The following is a 17438-nucleotide window of genomic DNA, read 5'->3' on the forward strand; positions in this document are numbered from 1 at the left end:
GTGCGCAGGTCCAGAGTGCTCGCCCTCATCGTGGCGGGAGTACTGGTGATCGCGGGTGTGGGCTGGGCGGTCGGCTCCCGGCTGCGTTCCCCGGCCCACGAGGCGGCCGCGCGCCAACCGCCCAAGCCCTCCCTGGTCACCGCGCCGGTCGAGCGGCGCAAGCTCACCAGCACCGTCACGGTCAGCGGCACGCTCACGTACGGCTCGCCGCTGCCGGTCACGCTGGCCGGAATGGTCGGCGGAGCGAACGGCGGAGCCAACGGCACGCCGCAACGCGTCACCACGGCTCCCGATCCCGGGCCGATCCGCGAGGGCGACGTGCTGATGCAGGTCAACGGGCGGCCGGTCTTCGCCCTGCGAGGGAAGCGGCCGATGTACCGCCCGCTCGTGCCCGGCACCGAGGGCGACGACGTCAAGCAGCTCCAGCGTGCCCTGCGAGTGAAGGTGACCGGCGTCTTCGACGCGGCCACCGTGGCGGCGGTGAAGCGCTGGTACGTCAAGCGCGGCTACCGGGCGCAGGAACCCGACCTGGAATCCCGCAAGACCCTGCAGCAGCTGCGCCAAGCCGTACAGACCGCGGAGGAGACCCTGGCGGCCGACCGCAAGGCTCTGGGCGAGGGTCTCGACGTGCGGCCGCTCCGGCTCCGCCACGACAACGCCCGCCGTGACCTGCGGGCGGCCGAGAGGGCGCTGGCAGAGGCGCCGGAGGTCACGCCCGAGCAGGAGACCCAGCTGGCCTCGTTGCGCCGTGCCGTACGAGCTGCCGAGGAGCAGGTCCTCACGGCCGAGCAGGCGCTGACGGAGGCCAGGAAACCGGAACCCACGCCGACCACGACCCCGGCGCCCACGCCCAGCGCGGTGGACACGAGCCTGCTGGAGATGAAGCTGGCCAACGCCCGGCAGGACCTCTACGACGCCCAGCAGGCGATGGCCGCCTACGAGGAGCAGGTCCGCGTCGACCGGGACAGGCGGCTGGAGGAGCTGCGCAAGGCGGTGCGCACCGCGAAGGAGGCCGAGGCCACCGCCGCCCAGGCGCTGAGCCGGGCCAGGAAGGTCTCGCCGCTGCAGATGAAGGTCACGCACAGCAAGGCCAACCTCGCCGATGCCCGGACCATGCTGGCTGAGTTCCGCAAGACCTACGGCGTGAGCGTGCCGGCAGGCGAGATCGTCTTCCTGCCGAAGCTGCCCGCCCGCATCGACAAGGCGGAGGTCAAGCCGGGCGACACCATTGAGGGCAAGGTCGCCACCGTGACCAGCTCCACCTTCGCGGTCAGCGGGTCGGTCGACGCCAAGGAGGCCAAGCTGCTGCGCCCCGGCCAGGAGGCGAGCATGGAGACCATCGACGGCACCCAGCTGTCCGCCACGCTGACCGCGACCGGCGAGGAGGCCCGCCTGACCCCGGAGGAGGGCGAGAACGGGCAGAAGGGCGAGTCGGACACCGGCTCGGTGCCCATCCTGCTCACGCCCGGCTCGGCCAAGGGGCTCAAATCCCTGGTCGGCTCGCCGATGACGGTGCGGATCTCGGTCGGCTCGACCGACGGCGAGGTGCTGGCCGTCCCGGTGGCCGCTGTGGTCACCTCCGCCGACGGCCGGCCGCGGGTCAGGGTCGCGCTGGACGGCGACCGCACCCGCGAGGTCGAGGTGCGTACCGGGCTGACCGCCGACGGCGACGTGGAGGTCACACCGGTGCGCGCGGGCGAGCTCAAGGAGGGCGATCGGGTGGTGGTGAGCGATGTCTGAGCCCGTCATCGAGTTGAGCGGCGTCTGCCGCGACTTCCCCACCGATCCGCCGGTGCGCGCGCTGGCCGACGTGGACCTGCGCGTCGGCCCGGGCGACTACGTCGCCATCGTTGGGCCGTCCGGATCCGGCAAGTCCACCCTCCTCAACATCCTCGGACTGCTCGACCGGCCGACCTCCGGCTCCTACCGCCTCGATGGCGTCGAGACCACGGCGCTGCGCGACGGCGGGCGGACCCGGCTGCGCGGCACCCGCATCGGCTTCGTCTTCCAGTCCTTCCACCTGCTGTCTCACCGGACGGTCGTGGAGAACGTGATGCTGGCCGAGGTGTACGGCCCGCATCCGCGAAGCGGCCGGCGGGCACGGGCCGAGCAGGCACTGGAGCAGGTGGGCATGGGGCACCGTGTCGGCTTCGTCCCCGACCGGCTGTCGGGTGGCGAGCGCCAGCGCGTGGCCATCGCCCGCGCTCTGATGGCCAGGCCCGCCCTGCTGCTGTGCGACGAGCCGACCGGCAACCTCGACAGCCGCAACACCGAGGCCATCCTCGACCTGTTCGACGGCCTGCGCGCCGATGGCCTGACCATCCTGGTGATCACGCATGAGGACGAGGTGAGCGCCCGGGCCAAACGCCGGGTCCGGATCACTGACGGGGTGCTCCGTGAAGCTCCGTGACCTGTGGGCCGAGTCCCTGGCCGGGATGCTCGCCCGCCCGGTGCGCTCGGCGCTGACCACCCTCGGCACCGTCCTGGGCATCACCACGCTGGTGGTCACCCTGGGCATCGCGGCGACCGCGGGCAACCAGATCGTCGGCCGCTTCGACGAGCTGCTGGCCACCAGCATCACCGTCGAGGTGCCGCGCGGGGGCCACCACCCCCTGGTGTCCTGGGAGGCGGCCGGCGAACTGCGACGCCTGCGCGGCGTGACGTCGGCGACGGCGCTGGCGCAGAGCGACGGGAGTTCCAACCTCGTCGTGACCGCCAACAACCTGCTCGACCCGACCAGGGTGGCCGGGCAGACCCTCGCGGTCGTCGCGGCCACCCCCGACCTACCGGGGACCACCCACGGCCGGATGCTGGCCGGGCGCTTCTACGACGCCGGCCACGTCGCCCGCCGCGACCGCGTGGTCGTGCTGGGGGAGCAGGCCGCCGCCATGCTCGGCATCACCAGCCTGGAGCACGCGCCCGCCGTGTTCATCAAGGACCGCGCCTACACCGTCATCGGCATCATCGGCGACATGCGGCGCGAGCAGATCCTGGACAGCGCGGTCCTCGTCCCGCCCGCGCTCGGTCCCGACTTCGGGCTGAAGGACGTCACCCGCGTCCTGGTCGCCACCCAACTGGGCGCCGCCGAGCTGATCGCCCGCCAGGCGCCGCTCGCGCTCAGCCCCAACCGCAGCGGTGAACTGCAGGTGATCGCCCCGCCCAGCCCCAAGCGGGCGCGTGACGGCGCCCAGGACGACGTCAACGGCCTCTTCCTCGTCCTCGGCCTGGTCTCCCTGGTCGTCGGCGCGGTGGGCATCGCCAACGTCACCCTGGTCACCGTCATGGAGCGGGTCGCGGAGATCGGCCTGCGCCGCTCCCTGGGCGCGGCTCGCCGCCACATCGCCGCCCAGTTCCTGCTGGAATCCAGCCTGACCGGCCTGACCGGCGGGGTGATCGGGGCCAGCCTGGGCATGGTGGCCGTCGTCGCGGTGGCGGCCGTGCGTCAGTGGACCCCGGTCCTGGATGTACGGCTGGTGCTGGCCGCGCCCGTGGCGGGTGCGCTGGTAGGGCTCCTGGCGGGCCTGTATCCGGCGCTGCGCGCGGCCCGTATGGAACCGGTCGACGCACTGCGCTGAGCTTTGTGGCACGGCCGGCCGTGCCACAAAGCTCTTCTCGACAACTGTGCGGCGCGGCCCGTCTCTCGCGCACCCCCGTCACTTCCTCCCGCGGAGTTCACGCCCTGCGGGGCATGGGAGGCGGTCTACCCGGTCGAGGGCCTGCCGGCCGACGACTCACCCGACCACCGCAGCGTAACGGTCGCCACCGTGCACGCGGATCGGAGGAAGCGGCGCGACAACGGCCGTTGGAGGAGGTGGATCAGCGCCCGGTCGCGCCGTCGATCAGTTCGCGGAGGATGTCTACGTGGCCGGCGTGGCGGCCGGTCTCCTCGATCATGTGGGTGAGTGCCCAGCGGATGCTGGGAGCGGGGCTTTCCGGCCGCGGCCGGGGGACCGGTGCGCCGAGGTCGGTGCAACCGTCGAGAACTTCGTTCGCGCGCTCGACCGTCTTTCGGTAGCGGGCGACGACGTCGGCCACGCTGTCCGCTGGTGCGGCCTGGAACGTCGCCTGCCAGTCGGTGACGTTGTCCCCGAGGAACGTCGAGCGCTCGACGAAAGTAAGGTGATTGAGCAGGCCGAGCAGGTTCGTGCCCGACGGCACTCCGGCTGTTCGGACCTGCGGTTCGGGGGCACCGTCGACCTTCGCGGCAATCGAGGTCCGGAGGTAGTCGAGGAAGCCGCGCAGGATCTCGATCTCGCTGCTTCCGGTCCGGGGCGGCGGGGTGTCGCCGCGGCGGTTGCGGCGGGAGGCGGTGGGCATGGTGGCCTTCATGGGGGAGCGGCGCCGGCGCCGGGTCAGGCGGTGCGGCGGATGAGCAGGACGTGGTCGGTGACCTCGGCGGTGCGCCCGCCCGGTCCGGTCGCGATCCGGCGGGGTGCGTCGGCCCGCTCGACCGTCCATGTCGCCGGGTCCAGATCGATACCCGCGGCGACCTCCCGCGGGGTCGGGTACCGGACGTCGGGATCCTGGTTCCACGACCACGGCGCGGTCGAGCCGTGGTCGACGACCAGCAGCCGCCCGCCCCGGCGCAGCGCGTGCGCGGCCGCGCGCAGGACGGTTGCCCTGTCCAGGTCGAAGGGGGTGTGCAGGTAGTGGGCGCAGATCAGGTCGAACCCGCCCTGCGGGAAGGACTCGTGCAGGTCATGCCGCTCGGCGATGACCCGGTCGCCCAGGCCGCGTGAGCGGGCAAGGCCGGCGAGCCGCTCGACCGCCACGGCCGAGATGTCGACGGCGGTGACGTGCCACCCCCGGCGGGCGAGCCACAGCGCGTCGCCGCCGTCGCCGCATCCGAGGTCCAACACGTCGCCGGGAGGCAGGCCCGTGACCGTCTCGGCGAGACGGTCGTTCGGCTGCGGGTCGGTGGCCGCGGGTCGGGCCGCGTAGACGCCCTCCCAGAACGTGACCACATCGGTGGTGCTCATCGAGGCTCCTTCTGTCGGGATGCGCTCAGTCTTGCCGGACTCATCACGATCTGGCACGAAATCTTGCGGTTTTGGCAAGATGGTCTCGTGGACCATGAAACGGAAGACGTGCTCGACGCGGTGGGGCCGCGGCTGCGTGCGCTGCGTCGTAACCGCGGCATCACCCTCGCCGATCTCGCGGCGACGACCGGGGTGTCGGAGAGCACCCTGTCCCGGCTGGAGAGCGGGCAGCGCCGGGCGACCCTGGAGTTGCTGCTGCCGCTGGCCCGTACCTACGACGTTCCGTTGGACGACCTCGTCGGTGCCCCGCGCACAGGCGACCCCCGGATCCACCTGAAGCCGATCCGGCGGTTCGGGATGATCTTCGTTCCGTTGTCCCGGCGGCCGGGCGGTACGCAGGCGTTCAAGATGATCATCCCCGCTCGGCCGGAACCGCTCGAACCGACCCCACAGACTCACGAAGGCTTCGAATGGCTGTACGTGCTCAACGGTCGCCTGCGGCTGGTGCTCGGCGAGCGCGACCTGACGTTGCCGCCCGGTGAGGCGGCCGAGTTCGACACGTCCTTGCCGCACTGGCTGGGCAGCGCCGACGGCGGCGTGGTCGAGCTTCTCATCCTGTTCGGCCTGCAAGGGATACGTGCGCACGTGCGCGCCGGCCCTCATCGGCCGTCTCACGGCGGGATCCAGCGGTGAGCTCGGCGAGATGACCGTCTGTTCGCGTCGACAGCGAGCCTTCCCGCACAGAACCCGCGTGGGACTACGTCGCCGAGGTCGGCTACGAGAGCCCCACCGGCGAGATCGTGCTTCGGGACGATCTGAGCGGCACCGATCCGACAGCCACCCGACCAGGCCGGCTCCGCTATTCCCGGCGGAAGGTGACGATCGACTCGGAATCACCGTTGGCCACGTTGACCATCAGCCACAGCTGGGAAGTGCCGGGGACCCGCTCGATCAGTGCGTGGTGCCCCTCCCCGTCCGGCGGGGGCACCTCTTTCGTCCAGTTCCGGCCGTCCCAGTGCAGGACCGAGACCCCACCGGGCTCGTCGTGGTCCTTGCCCGCGAACCAGACGTCGTCAGGCCCGAACGCGGTCACGCTCTGCAGCTCGGCCTTCCACGGCGGGATGGTGGGCCGCTCCCAGGATCGGCCGTTCCAGTGCAGCACCAGGGGCCGCTCGCCGATGTTGCCCACCGCCCAGACGTCGTCGGGGCTGATCTGCAAGATCGTGGTGAGGGAGCCCTCGGGCAGCGTGGTCTCCTCGTACCTGCCGTTGTGCCCGTGCCAGATCACGGGCTGCACCGAGTCCCGTATCCCGGCGACCCAGGTGTGACCGGCGCCGCTGTCCACCGCGACCAGCCTGGTCTCCTCGCCGCCGAGCACCTTTTCGGTGACGAAGGCGGTGCCGTTCCAGGTCAGTACCGCAGTGTCCGAGATCACGACCACCCGGCGGCCGTCCACAGCCACGTCCCGCCCGTACCCAGAGAGCCGGTATCGCCGCCAGGCGTGCCCGTCCCAGTGCTGGGCCAGGGTCTCGTCGAAACCTCCGCCCAGCATCCACGCGTTGCGCGGCCCGTCGGAGTCGATGCTCGCCAGGCCGCCCAGAGCATCCTCGACGGGCACCGCGCGCCACCGTGACCCGTCCCAGGTACGCAGCGACGCCCTCACGCTGTCCTCCCAGCCGGTGTACCCGATCGCCCACGCCAGATCGGGACCGACAGCGGTCACGTCGCGCAGGCCACGCTCCCACGCGGTGTCGGTGGACAGACCGGGGACTTGGACCCACCTCTCGGAGACCTCCGTGGTAGGTGTGGCCGATGCCGAAGGGGCCGACACGGTGGGCGTGCTCGACGGTGAGGGGGCCGGCGCGGCGAGCGGGGGCTGCGCGGCACAGCCCAACGTGATCAAGCAGGCGGCCAGCGCCGTCACTCGCGACCTCATAGTGGCAAATCGTACGACTTCCGCCTGACGCCGCCCCCCGAAGTCGACGGTTTCGATCCGACCCCGACCTACCAGTGGGTGGCGGTGACCACCCGGGAACAGCATCGGAGCAGGTCGCTCCCGCTGTCACATCGCCGGTGTCCGGACTACCGGGGAGGCTCGGTGTTCCGCAGGTGGGCCGTGTCGGCCCACTGACGCGTTCCCCGGCATCGGCGCTCAGCGGCCGAACAGTCCATGCGGATCGAACAGGCGCTTCATGTCGCGCTGGTGCGGAGTACGCAGCACGTGGTGCCGAGGCCGTTCCAGATCCGTCGGCGGCGATCCGAACGGATAAAGCGTGCCCCCGGCACGGCAGGCGAGGTGGTGGATGCGGCGGTTGTCGTTCATCAGGGCCGCGACGCGCGCCGGAGTGGATGGATACGCGTTGGGGAGCAGGCTGAAGAGCACCGGCTGGTCGCCGGCCGGCAGCAGCATGTTCGGCGTGCGCAGGGCGCGACGCGTCAGCACCTGGATGATGACGGGCCCGTGCCGCTGATCTGCCGGCGACCTCGTGTCGAGGGCGGCGCTGATCACGTCCGCCGACCGGCCTGCGGGCAGGAAGACACTGAGATACGGGTGCGAGGCCTGCCACAGCCCCGCCTCGGACATCAGCCGGACGTCCGGGGCCATCCGGTCGGCGAACTCCAGCGCGTCGCACTCCTTCGCGACCCACTGGCCGGGCGGCACGGACAGGCCCGACAACGGATCACACGTCGTGGTGGGCGTCCACCGGTCGCCCACCGGATGGGCGACCTTGATCTGGTAGATCCACGGCCGGTCATCCGGCGACGGCAGGTGGAGCCTGGCGTCGGGGCCGAACGTGCGCGCGAGCCGCTCCGGCTCATTCGGGACCGCGAAGCCCTGAACGGAGATGACACCCGTGGCGGCGGTCAGGATCCGCTGGTCCTCGATCATCTGGTGGAGGTCCGTATAGAGCGCCTTGCAGGTACGGACGACAGGCGATGCCGGAACCAGGGGAAGCCGTGCGGCGACGATCACGCCGAACTGTCCGAAACCGGCTCGGCTCGCGTCGAAGAGGTGCTGATTCCGCCGAGCAGAGCAGGTCACCACCTCACCGGTTCCCGTCACCACAGTCAGTTCGTCGACGTTGTCGGTCTGGCCGCCGGCGTGGAACGAGGAACCCCCGAATCCGCCGGCCGACAGAGTCCCCCCGACGCTGAGCCCCAGATAGTCGGTGAGCACCGGAGGGATCAGTCCGTGCTTCAGCGTGTGCCGGACCAGGGTGTCCCAGCGCACGCCGGCGCCCACGTCGGCCTGCCGGGTGCGCTCGTCGACGGAGAGGTGGTCCAGTCCTGCGGTCGACAGCGCCAGCCCGCCGGAAATCTGAGCCTGTCCGCCCGTACTGTGCCGCCGGCCCTGTACGCCGATTCCCCAGCCCCGTTCCACGGCGAGGTTCACGGCAGCGGAGACCTGGCCGGCAGTGGTGGCCTTGAGCGCCGCGGCGGGACGGCAGCGGATCAAGCCTCCAAAATCGCCCGCAGCCGCGTCGAGTGCCCCGGCATCGGTCCGAATCGGAAGGTCGGCCGCCGCGGGCTCGGTCATCGTGATCCGAGAAGGCCGGCGGCGATTGCCGCAAGCGAGCGCGCTGGGCGTCCGACCAGGTCCGCGACGTCAGTGGTCACCGGTGCGGCCCAGTCCGTCCGGTACTCCCGGTGTATGTCGATGAAGGAGTCGACCCGCCACACGGGGATCCCCAGGGCCAGCCATTTCCTCCGCGGCCTTGACCAGGACCGCGACGCCGTCCGCGCGGCCCTCACCCTGCCCTACCACAACGGCGGCACCGAAGGCGTGAACACCAAGACCAAGCGGATCATGCGCCAGATGCGCGGCCGAGTCGGCTTCGCGTTGCTCCGCCACCGCATCCCCTTGGCCTGACTCTCGGTCACCACCGAAAGAGAGACAGAGTCGAAAGAAAGACAGAGCCGTTGTTCTTACAGCCCCGGAACCAGGGCCACGAAGGGGATGTGCGTCGTCACTGACCTGACGACGAAAAAGTCGATGCCCCTTTACGTCGGTTGAAAAGCAGCGGCCCGAGACCGCTGGGTCTCGGGCCGCTCCCCGTTGCGGTTACGGCCGAACCTGTATGTTGCCTCCGTTCAGCGGCCGCTGCGCTGTGGGCGCGCCGAGCTGGTAGTACGTGCCGCCAGCGTCCCAGACTCGGATCGCGTAGGTGTCCGGGTTGGTGGTCGCGTTGCCCGAGCCGGGCTCGCCGTTGTCGGTGATGTCCACCTGGAACTGGTAGCCGTCGCCTAGGCTGTAGGCGATCTCAGTTGCCTGGTTGACGGCAGTGATCGCGCTCTTCCCGGTGAAGGTGGCGGTGCACACCTTCGGTGTAGTGCTCGTGCAGGACTGTGCCAAAGCGGTCATCACGTTACTCTTGATGGCCCAGTCGTAGTCACCTGCGGGCAGGTAGCTCCCCTTAGAGTCGGCGACCTGGTTGGCGGTCAGGGTCTTCCGGTAGGTGTACTGGCTGTTGCCCTGGATGTTGCCGTTCTTCAGGTACTTCGCGGTGAACCCGAAGTCGCTCTTCGTACCAAGGCTCGGCTCGGTCACCCAGCCGCCGCCGGTTGTGAAGCCGGCGCCGTTCAGCACCAGGTACGAGATCGGTGTGGAGGGCTCGGAGGTGTGCTTGTCGGCGTTGGTCGCGGTCGCGGTCAGGCTGTGCGAGCCGGCCGCGAGACCCGACTCGGGTGTGCACGACCAACTGCCGGTGAGGTCGGCCTCGGTGGTGCAGACCGTTGTGCCGCCGTCCCTGACGGTGATGGTCGACCACCGTTCGGCGGTGCCTGTGACCGTGACCGCGCCGTTGCCCGCCGCGGCGTCAGCCGGCGACGTGATGACCGGCGGGGGCGGCGCCGTCTCGGTAATGAAGGCCATCAGCTCGGCCACGACCAGGTAGTTGGTCCCGCTGAGCTGTACCTGGATGTAGCGTCCGGTCATCGGCCCGTCGATGATGGTGGGTCGGCCCATGGTGCCGCTGTCGCGGAACGACCACACCCCGGGCGTCGCCGCCCATGCCGCAGCCGACTTGTCGTCGGTGAACGGGGTGCTGGACACCAGTACCCAGTAGTCCTTGTCGCGGTCCACCTCTGACTGGGCGCCCGTCCGGTTCCACACCTGGATCTTGTCGAGGTTGTACACCTGGCCCAGGTCGACTCGCCACCAGGCGTTGGCAGCGGAGTTGGTGTGAGCCATCGCCTGCTGCGTGTAGTCGCCGCTGGTGTTGCCGTCCACGCCCTTGCCCGCGCTGAGGTCGCCGTAGCCGGTCAGCGTGGAGATCTGGGACGTCGGCTTGCCGAGGGCGACGTTGTTACCGCCAATCAGGCCAGGCTTGGTCCCGGCGCCCGCCGCGTTGGTGACGGTGAGGTCACCCGTGGTCTTGCCAGGGGCGAAGTGCGCGATGAGGTAGTTGGGCGAGACGTACTGCACGAGCTTCGCGGGATAGCCGCCGATGGCCACCTGGGAGTCCGGGCCGAAGCCGGACCCGGAGATCAGCGTGCCGGTGGCGGAGTTGGGGTCGCTCACGATGTAGATCCGCGGCGGCTGCTGGTACAGCAGGTGCTGGTAGGCCGGCTGCAGGCCGGCGTTGGAAAGCAGCGAGTTCGGGATGACGCCGGGGCTCGGGCTGCTGGAGATCTGGACGTTGCCCTGGCTCGTGAAGTTCGCCGCCGGGCCGTTGAAGCTGCAGATGTTGCTGTTGATCGCGCCCACCCGGTGGTTGTTCGTGACCCGAACCGGACCGGGCGTGGTGCAGCCGCCGTTGAAGCCGCCCCCGTTGCCGTACTCGGCGTTGCCGTCGAGCACGATGTAGCTGCTGCCCTCGTCGTGGTAGAAGAAGTACCGCGAGCCGGGGTTGCTGAACGCGACGTTTCCGGTGACCTGCAGCGCGTGTTCCCAGGTGTTGTTCGACTGGTGGCCCTGGCTGTACATCGGCCCGCCATCGCTGCGGTCACGCATCGTGTTGATGAAGACGTTGTTGCGGATCGTGTTGTCCTGGTTGATGCTCGGGTCCGCAGTCAGGTGGTTGATATCGATGTGGTGGCCGCCCCAGCCGAAGCTCACGCCGGTGTACGGCATGTCCATCAGCTGGTTGTGCTCCACGACGGTGCCTCTCGTGTAGTACACCGAGATACCCACGCCGCCGGAGAACTCCTCGGCCACGTTGTACAGGTAGTTGTTGCGGATCGAGTTGTTGATCGCGATCTCGTCCGGGTCGTCATCGAGCGGCAGCGGGTCGTCCATCGCACCGAGCACGAGGCCGTTGCTGGAGATGTCAGTGAACTCGTTGCCCTCGACGAGGTCGCCGTTGGCGCCGTGGTAGAGCCACAAGCCGGCGTTGCCGATGTGGTGGAACTTGCTGTTGAGGAACTGGACGTTCTTCGTGCCGCTCAGCTGCACCGTCGCGGTCGGCGGTGTGTAGTTCTCGGTGGGGCACTGGCCGGGCAGTTCGCCGGCCGGTGGGAGGACAGGCGGGTTGGTCACGTACTGGCAGAGGCCCTGGAAGTTGTAGCCGTTCGGCAGCGTGACGGTATTGCTCGCCTGGATCTGGGAGAAACCGACGTTGGTGCTCGGCTGGTACCAGGTGGTGTGCGCGTACTCGAGGCCCGTGAACGTCACGTTGGCAAGTGGATCGGCCCAACTCGCCTCGCTGTAGACGACGTGCTCCTTGACGGCGAGCACGAAACTCATGGACGCGGGGTCCTCACCGCTCTTGGGCCAGTAGTAGACCTTGTGCAGGGACTTGTCGTAGTACCAGTCGCCCGCCTTCATGAGCTCGAAGGCGTTCTCGATCCAGCTGGGCTGGGAGTTCGCCGCCAAGCTTGGGAAGCCGCCGGACGGGTTGTCGTTGCCCTGGCCGATCGGTGAGGAGCGGCGCTGGGTGTTCTGCCAGCAGGGCTGCGACATCGTCACCGCGGTGCCCACGATGCCGCCGACCAGGCAGCGGCTCTGGCCCCAGGCCTGGTGGTCGTCGTAGACGAACTCGATCTGGTCGGGGTTCCGCCATGACGCGAGCGAGGAGTTGGCTGCGGTGTAGCCGCCGCTGGCGAAGTTCGAGGTCGGCGTCGTGCGGGTCAGCGTCACGGGGCTGGTGCCCCGCGAGCGCGGCACTCGGACGTCATTGGCATAGAGCCCGCGGGTACTGATCCCGTCGGGGACGTCGACGCTCCAGCGGTTGGGGGCGTCCGTGGCCGGCGCCCAGCCGCTCAGCGGGATGCCGCCGGAAAGGACGGGCCGCTGCTGACCTGCGGGCTTCCACACGATCCGGAACCCGTTACGGCCGGAGTCGGCCGAGGTGAAGGTGAGCGGTTCGGCGAGGTAGTAAGTACCTCCGGCCAGCAGCACGTGGATGTCAGAGTCCATGTCGGCCGCAGCGGTCCGCGTGGAGAGTTGCGCCTGCTGGATCGAGCAGGGCTTGTCGGCGGTGCACGCAGTGCCTGTGCCGTCCGGGGCCGCGTAGATGGAGATACGGTTCGCCGCCTTGGCGGCAGCGTAGCCCGGGGCACCGACCATGACGGCTGCCAAGCTGAGCACCATCGCGACGATGGTGCCGAGATAAAGACCACGCCGGGTGCCGGTGCCGTGCCCGGCTGACGGGGCGCATCGCGGTGGGGACGAGGACCGCTTGGCTGCGGGAGGGCTTGTGAGCGCTCGTGAAGTGGGGGGGCGGATCACGGGGGGACTCCCAGTCTGTTCAAGCCTATAGGAAATGCGATCTAGCATGTAGGGGCGGCGTGCGGCAGTCAAGATGAAACCCGGTGTTTACCTAGCGACACGCACAGTGGCGGCTCGCGATGAAGACGCCCTTCGCAACACGAAACGCTGCGGCTGAACGCAGCGCACCAGCGCCATCACGGACGCTTCGCAGTGCGCGACGGCAACGGTGGCGGCAGCCGAGGGGGTCGGCTGTCGCACGGGTGGGCCGGCCAGACGGCCCTTGCCCGACCAGAGACTGCCGAGAGCGTGGTCAGATCCGCGTCGCCTGCGGCGATGGCCGCTGCGATGGCCTGATGTTCCGCGATGGTCGCGGTGCCGAGCCGCATGCTGTAGCGCCGGCGGAACAGATGCAGGAGGCAGTTGGTCCCGACGAACGCCTGAAACAGTTGCTCGTGGCCGGCGAGCTCGGCGATCTGCTGGGGTGTCAGGACCGGCGTGGCGAAGTAGCCGCGCAGTTGCTCCTGGCGGGCCAGGCCCTCGGACTCGAGCCGTACCAGAGTCTCGCGGATCGGGGTGGACGACGCGCGTAGATATCCCGGGCCTGCCGGTCGATGCTCAACCGGGCCTGTGGGGGGATGACATGGTCATGATGAGGGCCTTGATGGCCTCGTACACGTCATCCGTGCGCCATGGACGATTGGACAGCGGCACCCGTCCCCCTGACAAACGGGTGCGCGATTATCCCAGGCGCGGCGCCTTGTCCGGAATCAGTCGAACGCCGGAAGCTGCCGCTCGCGTGACCTGGTCAGATGCTCACGCATGGCCTCTTCTGCGTCGTCGGGACGGCCGGCCTGGATGGCGGCGGCGACACGCTGGTGCTCCTCGCCTGTCGTGCCGGCCTGGGCGTAGGGGAAGTACCGCCGGTGCAGGTGGAGATGGACATGCAAGCGGTCGAGGCCGTCGCGGAGCAATGGGTTGCCCGACGCCTCGGCGATGAGGTTATGGAACCGGGCGTCGTGCATGGTGAAGGCCGCATGCCAGCGCCAGCCGTTGGGGTCGTCATCCTCCTGCGCTATCGATGTGACGGCCTCCGCGGCGATCGCCTCGCGGTGCTCGGAGGAGGCTCGCTCGGCGGCCCATCGTGCAGCGGCGCACTCGAGCAGCAGCCGCAACTCGAACATGTGGGTGAACTCGGCGCGGGTAAGCAGGGGGCTGACGGTGTAGCCGACGAGGGGGCGCTTGCGGACCAGCCCGTCGGACTCGAGGCGGGCCAGGGCTTCGCGGACGGGTGTGGGGGAGACATCGAGTTCGCGGGCCAGCGCGTCGATGTTGACGCGGTCGCCGGGCTGCATGCTGTGCTCGAGGATCAGCGCCCTGAGCGTGTCATACACATCGTCGCCGAGCGTGGACCGCCTGAATCGGATGCGTTCGGAGGGTGTCATCGATCCCAATCTTCTACGAAGTCGGAACATTATCCGGGTATTACTTGACGACTTCACCCGGGGCGGACTATCTATCTCTAGGAAACATCCTATAGGATCCAATCTCCCCGGAGAGGCGCAGCCATGAATCTACCCCTCACTCGGCTCGGCGGGCTGGCTGTCGCTGTGGTGCTCACCGCCGCTGCCACCGCCGGCTGCGCCAAGAAGAGCGACGACACGGCGGCGGCCGGTGCGACCACCCGAACGCCTGACCAGGTCAAGATCGCCCTGGTCCCCGGCGGGGCACACCCTTACTTCCAGCCGTGGAAGGACGAGTCCGGCAAGGTGAAGACCGACCTGGGCCTCGGCGACGCCACCTTCAACGAGACCTCCAACTGGGACCAGACCAAGCAGAACGACGTGCTGAAGTCCCTCGCCGCGCAGGGCTACAACGCCTTCGGCATCTTCGGCGTCGCCCCGGAGAACATCAACGCCACCTTCGATGACCTCAAGAAGCAGGGCTTCCCGGTCGCCTCGCTGGCGTCCTGCCCGGCCGGCGGCGTCAACAGGGCGGACTTCTGCCTGTCCACCGACGTCGAGTTGGCCGCCTACAAGGCGGCGCAGGCTGCGATCCAGGCCATGGGCGACCAGGGCAACCTCGTACACCTGACCGGCAACAAGGTGGACTCCAACACCCAGCGCCGCGTCGCCGGGGTGCAGAAGGCGGTCGACGAGACCGGCGGGAAGGTCAAGCTCCTGCAGACCGTGACCGACGTGGACAAGGACCTGCAGACGGCGCAGAAGGCCGTCGCCGACCTTCTCGCCGCCAAGGGCGACCAGATCCAGGGCATCGTCAACACGGCCTACAACCCCGCGGTCGCCTCCGCCGAGGCCGTCAAGCAGGCCAAGCTGCCGATCAAGATCGTCGCGATCGACGACGACAAGACCATCCTCGCCGACATCCGCGACGGATCGGTCGCCGCCTCCGTGCTGCAGAACCCGGTCGGGCAGGCGTCCGTCGGGTCGTATGCGCTGACGAAGCTCGCGGGCGGCTGCACGATGACGCAGCCGGGAGTGATCATCGACTCCGGCTCCTTCGTCGTCGACAAGGCCAACATCGACACCTATGACACTGACCGGCAGGGGAAGACGGACGAGCTGAAGAAGGCGTTCGACAGCCAGTACCTGTCCTGTAAGTAGTCCTCCACGCCCAGTAGGAGCCTTTCCTTGCCCGCGATCACTCACGCCGAGGCGTATCTCGTCGACCTGGAGGTCGAGACCGTACGCACGGACGCCGTCCAGTCGTTCATCAAGCAGGAGACCATCTTCGTCGAGATCCAGACCGACGACGGTGGCACCGGCACCGGCTACTCGTACACGATCGGCACCGGTGGCACGGCCGTGCTCGCCCTGCTGCGCGACTACCTGATACCGAGGCTGGTGGGCGCGGACGCTCGTCGGGTGGAGGCGGTGTGGCATGACCTGTTCGCCGCGACCCGGGCGACCACGGTCGGGGCGATCACCTCCCTCGCCCTCGCCGCCATCGACACGGCCCTGTGGGACTGGCGGTGCCGCGACGCGGGACAGCCCCTGTGGGTGCTCGCGGGTGGTGCGAAGGACCGCATCCCGCTGTACGACACCGAGGGGGGCTGGCTGCACCTCACCACCGAAGAGATCATCGCCGGTGCGAAGGCCAGCCAGGCCGCGGGCTGGCCCGGGGTGAAGATCAAGATCGGTCGCTCTCCCGTGGAGGACGCGGAACGGCTGGCCGCCGTTCGCGCGGCCGTCGGGCAGAACTTCGACCTGATGCTCGACGCCAACCAGTCACTCACCGCTGCGGAAGCCATCAGGCGGGCCCGGCTCCTCGAACCGTCTGACCCTTACTGGTTCGAGGAGCCGCTGCCGGGCGATGACGTCGCCGGACACCAGGCGCTGGCCGCGTCCGCCTCGATCCCCGTCGCGGTCGGGGAGTCGCTCTACTCGGTGGCGCAGTTCCGCGAGTATCTCCACCGGCAGGCGGCCGGCATCATACAGGTGGACGTGGCGCGCATCGGCGGAATCACCCCGTGGCTCAAGGTCGCGCACCTGGCCGAGGCGTACAACGTCCCGATCTGTCCGCACTTCCTCATGGAACTGCACGTGAGCCTCTGCTGCGCCGTGCCGAACAGCCGCTATCTGGAGCACATCCCACAGCTCAGGGCGATCACCAGCCGGGAGACCGAAATCGTCGACGGGCACGCCCTGCCGCCTACGACTCCAGGGCTCGGCATCGAGTGGGACCGTGACGCGATCGACGACCGGAGAGTCCGGTGAGCACGCAGACCACGTCTCCGTCCGAAGCGCCGGCGGCGGACTCGCCGGAACCGCGCAGGGCGTCGAGGATGCCGCTCTGGGCCAACCCGCGGATCGGCCTGCTCATCCTGCTGATCGCCCTCGTCGCGTTCTTCACCACGCTGCGTCCCGCGTTCATGGACACCACGCTCACGCTGGTGCCGCTCCAGTCGGACATCAGCGTGTACGCGGTGGTCGGCCTCTCCCAGCTGGCGGTCCTGTCGCTCGGGCACATGAACATGGCCGTCGGCCGCATGGCCGCGATGAGCGCGTTCGCCATGGGGCTCGCCTATGACCGGCTCGGCGTGTCGCTGTTGACCAGCCTGGTGATCGGGCTGATCGTCGGGACGTTGCTTGGCGCGCTTGCCGGGCTGATCATTTCGCGTACCGGGGTGAACTCGTTCGTGGTCACGCTGGCGATGGACTTCGCCCTGGTGGGTCTCATCACGATCCTCTACAGCCGGTTCACCGACGGCGTCGCCTTCAGCGGTCAGCCCGCCGGCATGGATGCCCTGCGTAACGACACGTTCGCCGACTACTGCACGGGCGACATCTGCGGCCCCGACATCCCCTTGGTCGTGCCGATCGCGCTTGTCGCGGCGCTCGTGGTGGGGTTGCTGTTCCGCTTCGGCAGGATGGGCCGCGAGATCCTGATGACCGGCGCCAACGAAAAGGCCGCCGAGTTGTCCGGCATTCCCATCCGGAACCGGGTGGTGCAGGCGCACGCGCTCAGCGGGCTGCTCGCCGGGCTCGCGGGTTTCCTGCTCGCCGCGAACAACGGAGCGTTCTCGGCGAGCATCGGCGACTCGTTCCTGCTGCCGTCGTTCCTCGGTCCGGTGCTCGGCGGCACGCTGCTGGCCGGTGGCGCCGTCAGCATTCTCGGCACGGTGCTGGGCGCGATGCTCACCCAGGTCATCTACAAGGGACTGAACCTGCTGCAGTTCCAGCTCGACCAGCTCCACCTCTACATCGGCCTGGTGCTGTTGGTCGCACTGTCGCTGGACCGGGTGCGCCACGTCGTCGCAGAACGAAGGGGGGCGCGGGTATGAGTACCGG

Annotated in this window: 15 protein-coding genes; 8 read left to right on the plus strand and 7 right to left on the minus strand. The window is 69.2% G+C overall.

Going from position 1 to position 17438, the window contains the following annotated elements:
- The 3 genes from ABT061_RS41015 to ABT061_RS41025 are packed head-to-tail and all read left to right on the plus strand — an operon-like array spanning position 1 to position 3575.
- On the plus strand, positions 1-1740 hold the full coding sequence (locus ABT061_RS41015) for a peptidoglycan-binding domain-containing protein (protein WP_350928439.1): 1740 nt from the start codon (positions 1-3) through the stop codon (positions 1738-1740).
- A complete protein-coding gene (locus ABT061_RS41020; protein ID WP_350928441.1) occupies positions 1733-2410 on the plus strand; it encodes an ABC transporter ATP-binding protein in 678 nt (225 codons plus the stop codon). Before ABT061_RS41015 ends, ABT061_RS41020 begins: the two co-directional genes overlap by 8 nt.
- On the plus strand, positions 2397-3575 hold the full coding sequence (locus tag ABT061_RS41025) for an ABC transporter permease (RefSeq protein ID WP_350928443.1): 1179 nt from the start codon (positions 2397-2399) through the stop codon (positions 3573-3575). Before ABT061_RS41020 ends, ABT061_RS41025 begins: the two co-directional genes overlap by 14 nt.
- A 241-nt stretch (positions 3576-3816) precedes the next feature.
- Here ABT061_RS41025 and ABT061_RS41030 read toward each other — a convergent pair whose 3' ends face one another.
- Both ABT061_RS41030 and ABT061_RS41035 read right to left on the minus strand, forming a co-directional pair.
- Positions 3817-4317 carry a DinB family protein gene (locus ABT061_RS41030; RefSeq protein ID WP_350928445.1) on the minus strand — a complete coding sequence of 167 codons (501 nt, stop codon included), beginning with the start codon at positions 4315-4317 and terminating at the stop codon, positions 3817-3819.
- Positions 4318-4352: 35 nt separating this feature from the next.
- The gene (locus ABT061_RS41035; protein ID WP_350928447.1) at positions 4353-4979 is read right to left on the minus strand and encodes an SAM-dependent methyltransferase; all 627 of its coding nucleotides are present in this window, start codon (positions 4977-4979) and stop codon (positions 4353-4355) included.
- An 87-nt stretch (positions 4980-5066) separates the two neighbouring features.
- Between ABT061_RS41035 and ABT061_RS41040 the strand changes: the two genes are divergently transcribed.
- Positions 5067-5672 carry a helix-turn-helix domain-containing protein gene (locus tag ABT061_RS41040; RefSeq protein ID WP_350928449.1) on the plus strand — a complete coding sequence of 202 codons (606 nt, stop codon included), beginning with the start codon at positions 5067-5069 and terminating at the stop codon, positions 5670-5672.
- A 166-nt stretch (positions 5673-5838) separates the two neighbouring features.
- Here ABT061_RS41040 and ABT061_RS41045 read toward each other — a convergent pair whose 3' ends face one another.
- On the minus strand, positions 5839-6915 hold the full coding sequence (locus tag ABT061_RS41045; protein ID WP_350928451.1) for a hypothetical protein: 1077 nt from the start codon (positions 6913-6915) through the stop codon (positions 5839-5841).
- Positions 6916-7131: 216 nt separating this feature from the next.
- Positions 7132-8517 carry an FAD-binding protein gene (locus ABT061_RS41050; protein ID WP_350928453.1) on the minus strand — a complete coding sequence of 462 codons (1386 nt, stop codon included), beginning with the start codon at positions 8515-8517 and terminating at the stop codon, positions 7132-7134.
- A gap of 72 nt (positions 8518-8589) precedes the next feature.
- On the opposite strand from ABT061_RS41050, the gene ABT061_RS41055 reads away from it, so the two are divergent.
- Complete coding sequence (locus ABT061_RS41055) at positions 8590-8850, plus strand: transposase (protein WP_350928455.1); 261 nt, start codon at positions 8590-8592, stop codon at positions 8848-8850.
- A gap of 192 nt (positions 8851-9042) precedes the next feature.
- Here the strand turns inward: ABT061_RS41055 and ABT061_RS41060 are convergent, their stop codons facing one another.
- The 3 genes from ABT061_RS41060 to ABT061_RS41070 form a co-directional block, all read right to left on the minus strand.
- Positions 9043-12510 carry a galactose-binding domain-containing protein gene (locus ABT061_RS41060; RefSeq protein ID WP_350928457.1) on the minus strand — a complete coding sequence of 1156 codons (3468 nt, stop codon included), beginning with the start codon at positions 12508-12510 and terminating at the stop codon, positions 9043-9045.
- A 314-nt stretch (positions 12511-12824) separates the two neighbouring features.
- Positions 12825-13199, minus strand: coding sequence for an FCD domain-containing protein (locus ABT061_RS41065; protein ID WP_350928523.1), 375 nt, complete (start codon positions 13197-13199; stop codon positions 12825-12827).
- Between the two features lie 198 nt (positions 13200-13397).
- A complete protein-coding gene (locus tag ABT061_RS41070; RefSeq protein ID WP_350928459.1) occupies positions 13398-14072 on the minus strand; it encodes a GntR family transcriptional regulator in 675 nt (224 codons plus the stop codon).
- A gap of 123 nt (positions 14073-14195) precedes the next feature.
- On the opposite strand from ABT061_RS41070, the gene ABT061_RS41075 reads away from it, so the two are divergent.
- From ABT061_RS41075 to ABT061_RS41085, 3 genes are read left to right on the plus strand one after another with little or no spacing between them, the layout of a single operon-like run.
- The gene (locus tag ABT061_RS41075; protein WP_350928461.1) at positions 14196-15251 is read left to right on the plus strand and encodes a sugar ABC transporter substrate-binding protein; all 1056 of its coding nucleotides are present in this window, start codon (positions 14196-14198) and stop codon (positions 15249-15251) included.
- A 27-nt stretch (positions 15252-15278) separates the two neighbouring features.
- A complete protein-coding gene (locus tag ABT061_RS41080) occupies positions 15279-16364 on the plus strand; it encodes a mandelate racemase/muconate lactonizing enzyme family protein (RefSeq protein WP_350928463.1) in 1086 nt (361 codons plus the stop codon).
- Complete coding sequence (locus tag ABT061_RS41085; protein WP_350928465.1) at positions 16361-17431, plus strand: ABC transporter permease; 1071 nt, start codon at positions 16361-16363, stop codon at positions 17429-17431. Before ABT061_RS41080 ends, ABT061_RS41085 begins: the two co-directional genes overlap by 4 nt.
- Positions 17432-17438 lie beyond the last annotated feature (7 nt).

Source organism: Streptosporangium sp. NPDC002544, from assembly GCF_040295965.1.
Classification (GTDB): Bacteria; Actinomycetota; Actinomycetes; order Streptosporangiales; family Streptosporangiaceae; genus Streptosporangium.

Coding starts and splice junctions, on each gene's coding strand:
- ABT061_RS41045 (WP_350928451.1), bottom strand. CDS start 6,915: ATGAGGTCGCGAGTGACGGCGCTGGCCGCCTGCTTGATCACGTTGGGC.
- ABT061_RS41075 (WP_350928461.1), top strand. CDS start 14,196: ATGAATCTACCCCTCACTCGGCTCGGCGGGCTGGCTGTCGCTGTGGTG.
- ABT061_RS41030 (WP_350928445.1), bottom strand. CDS start 4,317: ATGCCCACCGCCTCCCGCCGCAACCGCCGCGGCGACACCCCGCCGCCC.
- ABT061_RS41070 (WP_350928459.1), bottom strand. CDS start 14,072: ATGACACCCTCCGAACGCATCCGATTCAGGCGGTCCACGCTCGGCGAC.
- ABT061_RS41020 (WP_350928441.1), top strand. CDS start 1,733: ATGTCTGAGCCCGTCATCGAGTTGAGCGGCGTCTGCCGCGACTTCCCC.
- ABT061_RS41050 (WP_350928453.1), bottom strand. CDS start 8,517: ATGACCGAGCCCGCGGCGGCCGACCTTCCGATTCGGACCGATGCCGGG.
- ABT061_RS41060 (WP_350928457.1), bottom strand. CDS start 12,510: ATGGTGCTCAGCTTGGCAGCCGTCATGGTCGGTGCCCCGGGCTACGCT.
- ABT061_RS41035 (WP_350928447.1), bottom strand. CDS start 4,979: ATGAGCACCACCGATGTGGTCACGTTCTGGGAGGGCGTCTACGCGGCC.